Origin of the sequence: Vibrio sp. 10N.261.51.F12, assembly GCF_041471725.1 — a bacterium.
Lineage (GTDB): Bacteria > Pseudomonadota > Gammaproteobacteria > Enterobacterales > Vibrionaceae > Vibrio.
The window spans coordinates 568368-579872 of record NZ_JBFROV010000014.1; the positions used below are offsets into that span (position 1 = coordinate 568368).

Below are 11505 nucleotides of genomic sequence, written 5' to 3' on the forward strand. Positions count from 1 at the left end.
AATGGTCCTTTTCTATTGTTAATTAACATACTTATTGAAGACAAAGAATTGCAAACGTAATACTAAATGGATAGGTATTTTTTTGACACCTCGTCAACACCTTGACACTCATTGCGCCACATCATCATTCTATAAATTAACCCGAAAACCTATTTTCACTTATTTCTATTATTTGTTAAATTCGCGTCAAATATATAATAAAGGCTTATATCATGTTCGGATTTTCTCGCTCAGTTAATATAAGAAGTACGATTCTTATTGTATTTCTTATTCCAACATCACTTCTTATCATTTTAATTGGCATTCAGATCAGCAAAACAAGTGAACAAGTTGCGCAAGCCGAGATATCCCAGGAGTCTGTAGAACTCTTTCATTTGTATGATGAAGTTGCCCATCAGTTTGCTGTTGAGCGTGGTCTAACTGCAGGGGTGGTGGCAGCCAAAGGTTTAGGGGCCCAAGTGGAAGCCTTACGGAAACAACGACAAAATGCCGATCGTGCTTACCAAAATCTTATCCGCTTTCAACCTGCACATATCGAGCCGGTATTATTTGATAACCTGATGGCAGATATCAAGCCACAACTTGAGAAACGCGCTAATATTCGGTCTCAAGTGGATGCGCTAACTATCAAAGATTCTCCTTTTGCTTTTTACACGGCAATTAATAGCCTAGCACTCGATAATTTATCGGTCCTTCTTACTCAAATTAGCGACACGCAGCTAAAGCTTCAGCTGCAAGGGTTATTAGAATTACTCGTCATCAAAGAAGAAGCCGGAAAAGCACGTGGCGCGCTGAATGGTGCATTTGCTGCTAAACGTTCATCTTTAGATTCCTATGCGAATATCAACAATTACATAGAAACAGAAAAAAATGCGCTACGACAAGCAAACCTGTTGCTTCAAGGCGATATTCAACACCAACTCACTCAGGCGACTCGCAGTAATACATGGCGTGAGGTGAACACCATACAACAGCAATACCTCGCCCAAAAAGCCTCACTCGACAACCTCAGTGGCCCAACGGCTCAAGTATGGTTTTCACTGGCAACGCAAAGAATCGGATTGATTAAGTCATTGCGCGACGCCTTTGCGCAGGATATCACTCACACTGCATTGAAACTTGAAACACAAGCAAACCGCTTGCGCTTTGGTTACATTGCATTGGCGCTATTTATTGTCGTACCGCTTACTATCCTCGCTATCCATTCCGTTCGCGCGATACGCAGGCGAGTCGCGACATTCACTCAACAGCTCGATCACATAGCCAAAAATAAAGATCTTACCTTGAAGCTAACCAGCTCAAAAAATGATGAGCTCGGTGAAATTGCCTACCATTTTAATTACCTTACGGACAGTTTAAGCCAGGCACTGAGTAAATCACTTGACGTAGCTAATCGCACGGAACAAGAGATGAAGAGCATGAGTCACTTGGTTAGTCAGGCCCAAGAAGTCAGCCAACAAACCCACTTACGCTGCGATAATATTGCGACAGCCATGACGGAGATGTCTCAGACCAGCCAAGAAGTGGCAAGCATTACCGTCGATGCACAACAAAGCGCTGACAGTGTGAAAGACAAAGCGGTTGAGTGTCACCAACACGGCGAAGCCTCGTTAGCCACAACAACCCGTTTGATTGGTAGTGTTAACGACACTTACACGTGCCTAGAGAGCCTTGAACAGCAAACGGTGAACGTGACCGAGATTCTCGATAATATTAATGCCATCTCTGAGCAAACCAACTTACTCGCCCTAAATGCCGCGATTGAAGCAGCACGAGCAGGGGAACAAGGCCGAGGGTTTGCCGTTGTTGCTGACGAGGTTAGAACGTTGGCACAGCGTAGCAAACAGTCCACAGAAGACATTCGTCATCTTTTGGATAGCATCAGTGACAACGCTAAAACCTCGTTTGGTAATATGCAACAAAGTCGAGACGCCAGTTACACGACTCAAACGAAAGTATCGGAAACCAACGATATGATGGACGCACTGATTGTGACCGTAAAAGAGATCACCGACTTCAATACGAGTATCGCTACCGCATCAGAAGAACAGTCTCAAACCACACTATCCGTCGAGTCTGATATCGACAACTTGTTGACGTTGGTTGAAACCACCAACCATACTGTCGCGAATCTTCATAACGAGATGAATACCGTCAAACAACGAATGTCGGAGCTGGTGCAAGAAGTGTCTGATTTTAAGCTGAATGCTTAATCAGATAGCGATTCATTAATGCTGAAGTAGCCGGAGGAAGGTGCGCAATGTGGCACTTTCCTCTGAATGGCGGTGGGAATAAGGTGCAGATAAAGGCAAGTCGTTAACGCCATCGCAGGCTAGGCATCAAGATGCCTTAGAGCTCGCATAAATGACACTGCCACCCTTGATGGTATCAATAATCTCTTTTGAGACAGCTTCTGGCAAAGCTGGACAACCCCAACTGCGCCCCAAATAGCCATTCTTTTTAATGAACGACTCATTCGCATAATTCGCGCCATGCACCACAATATAACGCTCACGGGCATTGTCATTCACACCACTTGTCATCCCATCTAATCTTAGTGAATAGCCATTTGACCCATAGTACGTCGTATCAGTAACAAACGTACCTAATGAGGTCTTACGTGAATTCACCGCATTGGAAAAAGCCGTCGCTTGTTTTGCGCCACTATTGACACCATGAGAGACATAAGTGTTAAACACTAAAGATTTCTTATCCATATCAATGACAAAGAATCGTTTATCAGTCGATGGTTTTGAATAATCAATGATAGTTAGCAACGATTTTTTACGCTCTGGGGTTTTACGATAAGCGATGTACGCATCTTTAAATAGTTGAAAATCAACGACACCGTCTAATGCTGCACTTTGGTATATTCGTTTCGCTATACTTGTGGGTATTTCTGTTTCGCTGCGCACATTAGTTGAAAATATGAGGCTGGTTATGAAAACCATTGCCCATAAAGGAAATAAATTTAGTTTAATCATTGCTACCAAGTAACCAATTAGAACGACTGCATGAGAAGTCTCACGCTCACAATTGACGCAATATTACGCTAAATTTTTCTAACTTTAAATATATTAGGCGATATTTCGACCAATAATTTGAAACTAATCGTGTATTTAATAACTTTGAATATACGGCCTTATTTAAAATCAACAAGTTAAGTTTTTCAATAATGCAGATATTATTATTACTTACCAATACACGCCACACTATTCATAAATTACAATTAACAGTATTTTCCAGTACGGTGAATTTATTTAATCACTCTCTAAGAAAACTGGTTTATCACTATTCAATAAACCATATTTCAATTACTTATCCTCCCTCTCTTTATTCAATTCCATTCATTCTTGTCCAACATTTGTGGGTTCAACACCAAAAACACGATCAAAGTGCTTCAGCGAGGCAATTTTAGCATTCGCTTTTCCTTGCCATTTTGTACGGTTGGCCACCAGCCATTTTTCTTGTGCACCACCGACAATATGCTGGCTCACAACCGCCTCTCTCAGTTCATGCTCGAAAGCGAACGCTTGAGATTCATTTGACGGCGTATTTAACGAGCTCATATGGCTGTCTCTCACGGCAGTAATCGACTTAATTGCCGCACAACTGATAATACCAATATCTGCGGTAAACTGAGCAAAGAAAGACACGACACTATCACCCACCACATCCCTATCATTAGTACGAACCCGCCCTCCCGGCACCCATGTTTCTATGTTGTTGTACTGCGACAAGATATGGGCGGCCTCAAAATTATTGGTGACCACCCTCAATTCTTGGTGTGCGACCAAGTGCTCCGCTATCATTGCAATCGTGGTGCCGATTCCCAAAAATACCGTACTGCCATTAGGTATACTTTGCGCCACTTGCTTAGCGATATCTTGCTTCTCATCTTGGTTTGTCGTTTGCCTCGCCACATAACTGCGATTGGCGAGAGTGACAGGTAAACCAACGCCACCATGATGACGACGTGCAAAACCAAGCCGACACAATTCATTGATATCACGACGAATCGTTTGCGTCGTCATCTCGAAATAATGGGCGAGCTCTTCTATAGAACAATATTCTTGCCCATGTATTTTATCGACGATCTCTTGTTGACGAATACTCAATGGTGGCATCTTTATATAACCTCTAGGTCATAATCATTAATAACCGATTTTGTTTCTTCATTAATATATGCCTGTGGTCTATCGGTAATCATCATGTCTACTCCCCAATGCCCATGTTCACTGACTGTTTCCGGACAATTTGGCGTATAACAATATAATTCATAACCCAGTGACTTAATATATTTCGCTTGCTTGTCGGTTAGGTACCGATAATCACAATGCACACTAAATGCTGACACCGCCAATAATATATAATTCGCATTCGAAGGAATATGTTGCCACAGTTGACCACGTTTAATCTCAGGAAAAATAACACCTAAATACTTTAATACGTCGGTATCAAAACTTGAAAACAATAAATCTGACGTTTTAATATTGCTTTTAATGATCACTGCCTTTATTTGATCGCAAAGCAAGAAAACGTCATCTTCAGGATAGGCCTTTATTTCTATATTTACCTTTGTACCGTTGTTTTTGGCAAGCTCAAGTGTTTCGCTAAGTGTCGGAATTGTCTCTTTATTAAATTCCCAACCAAACCAAGAGCCTGCATCGACCGTTTGAAGCTCTGCTTGAGTCATCGATGAGACTTTCCCCGTCCCATTGCTACATCGGTCAATGGTTTGGTCATGTATCACCATTGGAATATTATCTAAACTTAACTGAACGTCAATTTCAATCCAATCACAATGATACGCCTTAGCAAGATTAAACGCCGCCAATGTGTTTTCTGGTGCAATGCTTGATACGCCTCTATGTGCGGTCGTTTTCATGGCTCGTACCTCTATTCTTCTATTAATTTAAAAACTCTAAAAGTAAGTAATTTGAATGCTTTTGAAATTCGGTGTTCTTTCAAGTTCAAATGAAGAATCGCAAACCTACGTTACCGTTTTATTTCACAACAATTGAAAATGAGTGAACATAAAACGACAAATTAAGTTCATTTTTCTGTCACCTAAGCGTCATTAAGTTCATTTAACTTTCAAGTGAACATTTTGGCGGCGATAACATTATCCCGTCATTTTTTATTAAACGATATTGATGTCCTCAGATAAGGAAAATCTCATGTCAATTAAGACTCTTACTGGTTTAGCTATTACGACAGCGCTATTAAGTACTCAAGTTCACGCTAAAACAGAGGTCGAATGGTGGCACGCTATGGGTGGCGCGCTAGGTCAAAAAGTCAATGAAATTGCAGCTGACTTTAACGCAACCCAATCAGAATACGAGATAAAGCCAGTATATAAAGGCAGCTATGCCGAAACCATGACAAGCGCAATAGCTGCGTTTAGAGCGAAAGAACAACCTGCCATTGTCCAAGTTTTTGAGGTGGGCACCGCAACGATGATGGGTGCAAAGCAAGCGATCTATCCAGTGTACGAGTTAATGGAAGATACTAAAGAACCATTTAATACTGATGATTATCTTGCTGCGGTCACCGGTTACTACACGACTGAAGACGGTCAAATGGTATCGATGCCGTTTAACAGTTCAACGCCCGTTATGTACTACAACCGCGACATGTTTAAAAAAGCAGGTATCGAGACTGCGCCAAAAACATGGAAAGAAATGGAGTCAGTATCACGTAAGCTCATGGAATCAGGCGCTCAATGTGGCTTTACGACGACATGGCAATCTTGGACACAAATTGAAAACTTCGGCGCACGTAATAACATCGCCGTTGCAGACAACAACAATGGGTTTGGCGGTGTTGATACGCACTTCAAATTCAACGATGCGCCTTTTGTAAAACACATCGAGCAAATGGGTGAGTGGTCAAAAGCCGGTATATTTAGATATGGCGGTCGCCAATCTGACGGCATGCCTTTGTTCTACACACAAGAATGTGGCATGACAATGGGCTCTTCAGCAGGTCTGGCTGGCATCCAAGAGAATATGAAAGGCATCGACGTGGGTGTTGCTCAACTGCCTTACGACGATACGTTGATTGAAAAACCACAAAACACCATTATTGGTGGAGCGTCACTTTGGGTTCTTCGTGGTCAATCTGATGCACAATACCAAGGCGTTGCTAAATTCTTTAGCTACCTATCAAGCGCTGAGGTACAAGCTGATTGGCATCAGTTTACTGGCTACCTACCCATTACCAAGGAAGCCTACGCGCTAACGAAAGAACAAGGATTCTACAACGCTAATCCGGGGACGGATACCGCCGTCGTACAAATGACATCGACAGAGCCAACGGCGAATTCAAAAGGTATTCGCTTTGGCAATTTCTTGCAAACTCGCGACATCATCAACGAAGAGCTAGAAGCCGTATGGGCAGGTAAAGCAACCGCTAAAACTGCCCTAAACAATGCCGTCCGTCGTGGTGACGAACAACTGCGTCGCTTTGAGCGCACACAAAAATAACAAAACATAGTTGGTCGCCACCCTAATTATGGGGTGGCGATGCTTAATTGCAGTCCCTTGGAACACTTGTATGTCATCACCTGTTGTCTTTAAAAATAAATGGTTACCCGTCGCGCTTATCGCGCCTCAGTTGATCATCACTTTAGTTTTCTTCATCTGGCCTGCGGGTCAGGCTGTATTTCAATCTGCTCAGCTTGAAGATGCGTTTGGGTTGAGTCGAGAATTCGTGGGATTAGAAAACTTCGTCACATTGTTCAATGACCCCTATTACCTCAATTCCTTTTTGACCACATTACAGTTCAGCATTAGCGTTGCGTTTTTGGCCTTAATCAGTGCGCTTATATTATCGGCGTTTGCTGAGCAAATTGTTCGAGGGTCCACTTTTTATCGAACATTTTTAATTTGGCCATACGCTGTTGCGCCAGTAGTGGCAGGCTCACTTTGGTTGTTTCTTTTTGACCCAACGATTGGTGTTGTCACGGAAATACTGGAGTGGTTTGGTGTGAACTGGAACCCGACCCTCAACGGTAGTCACGCCATGTGGATGGTGATCATCACCTCTACATGGAAGCAAATCAGCTATAACTTTTTGTTCTTTCTTGCTGCATTACAATCGGTGCCAAAATCACTGCACGAAGCCGCAGCAATCGATGGCAGTGGTCCGATTAAACGCTTTATGACCATTAGTTTTCCGCTTATTTCACCGACGAGTTTTTTCCTGTTGGTGGTCAACTTTGTTTATGCGTTTTTCGACACATTTGCCGTTATCCATGCAATGACACAAGGTGGACCGAGTAATAGCACCTCAACACTGGTCTACAAGGTTTATAACGACGGTTTCATCGGGCTCGATCTCGGATCATCCGCGGCACAGTCCGTCATACTGATGGGTCTCGTCGCGCTTCTGACCGTATTCCAATTTAAATATGTAGAAAAAAAGGTGGCGTACTAATGGTTGAAAGAAGACCGCTATTTGGCATTTTCTGTCATGTAATTCTCATTCTCGGCATCCTCTCGATAGCCCTACCGGTTTGGGTGGCGTTGGTTGCAACAACTCATGACAATACGGCATTCGCCACCAGCACTCCGCTGTGGTTTGGCGACTTAGGGTTTAGCGTGTTTAGAGAGTTGTGGAGCAATGAAAGCACCTATAACAACTCAGCACTGCCCATTACGCATATGCTCTTCAACTCCTTTGTCATGGCATTGTGCATTACGGTTGGTAAGCTGACGATTTCCATTCTATCGGCGTACGCTGTGGTTTTTTTCCGATTTCCAGGAAGAATGCTCGCCTTTTGGATGATATTTTTCACCCTAATGCTGCCAGTAGAAGTACGAATCATGCCAACCTTTGAGGTCATCACTAACCTCAATATGCTCAACTCGTTCTCCGGACTCACTATTCCCTTGATTGCGAGTGCCACTGCGACCTTTCTGTTTCGTCAGTTCTTTTTAACCGTACCGCACGAATTAGTGGAAGCCGCTCGTATGGATGGCGCAGGGCCAATTAAGTTTTTCATTGATATCCTCTTGCCATTATCAAGAACCAATATCGCGGCATTATTTGTTATTACCTTTATCTACGGCTGGAACCAATACCTCTGGCCACTATTAATCACTACCGATACCCAGTACTTCACGATTGTCATGGGTATTAAACAAATGCTTGGCGTTGTCGATGGGGTCGTGGAATGGAACAAAATCATGGCGACAACCATTATTGCCATGCTACCACCAGTTATCGTCGTTATTGGGATGCAAAAAGCATTCGTCAAAGGCCTAGTCGATTCGGAGAAATAAATGTCAACGCTCACACTTTCAAATATTGCAAAATCGTACCCTAATGGATACCAAGCGGTACACAAACTGGATCTGGATATTAAGGATGGCGAGATGGTTGTCCTGGTTGGGCCAAGTGGCTGCGGCAAGTCAACGCTATTGCGAATGATTGCCGGTTTAGAAGAAATCACCTCCGGTACGCTGACGATTGATGATAAGGTCGTCAATGAACTTGAGCCCGGCGAACGCGACATCGCAATGGTCTTTCAAAACTACGCTCTGTACCCACATATGTCCGTTTTCAATAACATGGCGTATGGGTTGCGTAATCGCAAGACGCCAAAAGCCGAGATTCAGCGCCTTGTTGATGAAGCCGCTGAGATGCTTGAGCTCTCCCACCTACTCGACCGCAAGCCAAAAGAGTTGTCAGGTGGGCAACGCCAACGAGTAGCGATGGGCCGAGCTATCGTTCGTGAACCAAAAGTGTTCTTATTCGATGAGCCTTTATCGAACCTTGATGCTAAGTTACGAGTTCAGATGCGCCTCGAGATCAAAAAACTTCAGCGTCGACTCGCAACAACCGCCGTCTATGTGACTCACGACCAAGTTGAAGCAATGACACTGGCCGACAAGTTGGTGGTTCTTAACAAAGGTAATGTCGAGCAAGTTGGGTCGCCGCTAGAAATCTACGACAACCCTGCCTCTATGTTTGTGGCGACATTCATCGGCTCCCCTGCTATGAATATTCTGGATGCGCAAGTGGTCGTTGATGGACTTCAAATCGGAGAATCATTAATGCTGAGCACAACGCAAACATTGGATCTTGGCGAGATCAAGCTAGGATTAAGACCAGAACACCTAACGCTAACAGACCATCACCCTTGGTTTAATGTCGACGTTGAATTGGTCGAATCTCTTGGTGCAGACTTATTGCTTTACTGCCAAACGAAAGACGACCAACAACAAAAGCTCGTCGTGCGAGTCGAAGGACACAGTAATATCAATATTGGTGATACGCTTGGTCTAACCATCAATCCTGAACACGTGCACCTATTTGATGCCAAGACTGAAAAACGCATCGAATTTACGCCACATGCAGCGATCAACCAAGAGGTCATCAATGCCTAGCTCGCGACAACCCAACCCGTCTTTCCTAGGTGGTCCAAACCAACGAGATAGCCAGCGCCGGCTAGATAACCCAAAACCACTGGATAGCGTGTCATTAGACACGCTCAAGAATATTCAATGGTTGCTCACGGATGTGGATGATACGTTAACATGGGAAGGTACATTGCCGCCCGAAACGTTACATGCTCTAACCCAACTCAAGGCTGTTGGCGTACATGTTGTTGCCGTCACTGGTGCCTGCGCGGGTTGGTGCGACCAAATTGCCAAGCTGTGGCCCATCCATGGGGTCATCGGTGAGAATGGTGCATTTTATATGCAGAAGAACACCACTGGTTTTCATACTCAATCTGCGCTTCCGCTATCAACAATGAAACGGCAACAAACACGGTTACTCGAGCAATTGCAAACGCTGCTGGATGAATACCCTGACATTCAATTTGCTGATGACCAAACATTTCGCTATTGCGATGTGGCGATCAACATAGGGCAAGACCGGGCACCTGTTGACGCTACTATTTGTCAACGTTTACTCGAGCATATTCGCACATTGATGATCGACGGCCAGCAGGTAAAGGCAACGCAAAGCTCTATTCACATCAACGTCTGGCTCGGCGAACACAGTAAACGAGTGTCCAGTGAGACTTACCTCATCGACAATCAAATAAGCAATCACATAGGCACAAGCTCAGTGCAAGGTCTTGAAGACACGCCTAATAGAGATCTCGCTCTGTCTCTTGACCAGGTGACTTATATTGGTGACTCGCTAAATGACGAGTCCATGTTTGCGTGGCTACCCACTACCTTCGGCGTAAACAATATCTCACGCTGGTTACCCCAACTCAGTGATAAACCCAGTTATATCACCAAAGACAATGGTGGTTATGGCTTCGCTGAGCTGGCAAACAGGATAGTCGATGCTAAACGCATCGATAGATGTACAGGACACGATTAATTCATTTCTCAAAACCAAAGGGGTTCCCCTCCCCCTTTGGTTTACTCATTTTTTATATGCCATCCAACGATGAGCCACCGAACTAAACACACCCCAAAAAACAAAATGAACCATCATTTCAATTAAAAAAGTTAAAAATGATCAACCTCTCATTTCATTACTGATTCGATGCTTTTTTACCCGTACCTGTCACATATATTGGTTACTTTCCCAGCAATTAATTTCTTGAGTTCACAGACAAAATAAATTCAAATATAAACGATATTGATCAAATATGAATATTTAGTAAGCTTAACTCTATCAACAAGGAGTTATCGATGTTTATTAATTACAATAACAACCCCAAAGATTCAAAGGCTTACGATACATCTCGATTACGTGACGAATTTTTGACCGAGACACTATTCCAGCCTGATGCTCTACAAATGGTGTATAGCCATATTGACCGTGTCGTCGCCTTCGGGGTGTGTCCAAAAACAGTCAAAATCGCACTTGATGACCACATTGATAAACAAGCATTTGGCACGGAATTCTTCTTACAGCGCCGTGAACTTGGCATGATCAACCTCGGTGGAAAAGTCGAGGTAAAAACCGAACGCCAGACCTATACCTTGAATCCATTTGATGCACTTTATCTAGGCAAAGGCGAGCAAAACGTTGTTTTTTCCAGCCTTGATTCAACCATTGAACCGGCTATTTACTGCTTAAGCGCCCCTGCTCATCACAGTTATCCTTCCCGAGTTATCACTCAAAAGGACGCGCGAAAGGTTGAACTGGGCAGCAATGAAAGTGCGAATCAGCGCATTATCAATCAGTATCTGCACCCCGATGTGTTACCGACGTGCCAACTTTGCATGGGCGTAACTCATCTGGCAGAGGGAAGTGTCTGGAATACCATGCCAGCACACACACATGAACGTCGCATGGAGGCATACTTGTACTTCAATATTGCGCCAGAACATGTGGTCTTTCACTTTATGGGGGAACCCGACGAGACTCGCCATCTCATTGTAAGAAATAAACAACTGGTACTCTCGCCTAGTTGGTCTATTCACTCAGGTTGTGGCACAAAAAACTACAGCTTTGTATGGGGGATGCTTGGTGAGAATCAAACCTTTGACGACATGGATTTCGTTGATATGACAGCAATCCGATAAC

General features: G+C 43.7%; 10 protein-coding genes. 7 read left to right on the top strand and 3 right to left on the bottom strand.

Annotation, left to right across the window (positions count from 1 at the left end; translation table 11 throughout):
* Window positions 1-212: 212 nt before the first annotated feature.
* Complete coding sequence (locus AB4405_RS09820; protein WP_372060606.1) at window positions 213-2213, top strand: methyl-accepting chemotaxis protein; 2001 nt, start codon at window positions 213-215, stop codon at window positions 2211-2213.
* 126 nt (window positions 2214-2339) lie between these two features.
* Here the strand turns inward: AB4405_RS09820 and AB4405_RS09825 are convergent, their stop codons facing one another.
* The 3 genes from AB4405_RS09825 to AB4405_RS09835 all read right to left on the bottom strand — a co-directional run bounded on the left by AB4405_RS09825 (window position 2340) and on the right by AB4405_RS09835 (window position 4888).
* Complete coding sequence (locus AB4405_RS09825) at window positions 2340-2984, bottom strand: murein L,D-transpeptidase catalytic domain family protein (RefSeq protein ID WP_372060607.1); 645 nt, start codon at window positions 2982-2984, stop codon at window positions 2340-2342.
* A gap of 363 nt (window positions 2985-3347) precedes the next feature.
* Window positions 3348-4127 carry a DeoR/GlpR family DNA-binding transcription regulator gene (locus AB4405_RS09830; protein WP_372060608.1) on the bottom strand — a complete coding sequence of 260 codons (780 nt, stop codon included), beginning with the start codon at window positions 4125-4127 and terminating at the stop codon, window positions 3348-3350.
* A gap of 2 nt (window positions 4128-4129) precedes the next feature.
* Entirely contained in the window at window positions 4130-4888 is a 759-nt protein-coding gene (locus AB4405_RS09835) for a glycerophosphoryl diester phosphodiesterase (protein WP_372060609.1), read from the bottom strand.
* A gap of 292 nt (window positions 4889-5180) precedes the next feature.
* On the opposite strand from AB4405_RS09835, the gene ugpB reads away from it, so the two are divergent.
* The 6 genes from ugpB to kduI all read left to right on the top strand — a co-directional run bounded on the left by ugpB (window position 5181) and on the right by kduI (window position 11504).
* Entirely contained in the window at window positions 5181-6488 is a 1308-nt protein-coding gene (gene ugpB / locus AB4405_RS09840; protein ID WP_372060610.1) for a sn-glycerol-3-phosphate ABC transporter substrate-binding protein UgpB, read from the top strand.
* 70 nt (window positions 6489-6558) lie between these two features.
* Entirely contained in the window at window positions 6559-7440 is an 882-nt protein-coding gene (gene ugpA, locus AB4405_RS09845; protein ID WP_102471741.1) for a sn-glycerol-3-phosphate ABC transporter permease UgpA, read from the top strand.
* On the top strand, window positions 7440-8288 hold the full coding sequence (gene ugpE, locus AB4405_RS09850; protein ID WP_372060611.1) for a sn-glycerol-3-phosphate ABC transporter permease UgpE: 849 nt from the start codon (window positions 7440-7442) through the stop codon (window positions 8286-8288). Before ugpA ends, ugpE begins: the two co-directional genes overlap by 1 nt.
* Window positions 8289-9395, top strand: coding sequence for a sn-glycerol-3-phosphate import ATP-binding protein UgpC (locus tag AB4405_RS09855; RefSeq protein ID WP_372060612.1), 1107 nt, complete (start codon window positions 8289-8291; stop codon window positions 9393-9395). It begins immediately after the preceding gene.
* Window positions 9388-10347: an HAD-IIB family hydrolase gene (locus AB4405_RS09860; RefSeq protein ID WP_372060613.1), complete on the top strand. Its 960-nt coding sequence runs from the start codon at window positions 9388-9390 to the stop codon at window positions 10345-10347. Before AB4405_RS09855 ends, AB4405_RS09860 begins: the two co-directional genes overlap by 8 nt.
* A 317-nt stretch (window positions 10348-10664) precedes the next feature.
* Window positions 10665-11504, top strand: a complete 840-nt coding sequence (kduI, locus tag AB4405_RS09865) for a 5-dehydro-4-deoxy-D-glucuronate isomerase (RefSeq protein WP_372060614.1) — start codon at window positions 10665-10667, stop codon at window positions 11502-11504.
* Window position 11505: the final 1 nt, after the last annotated feature.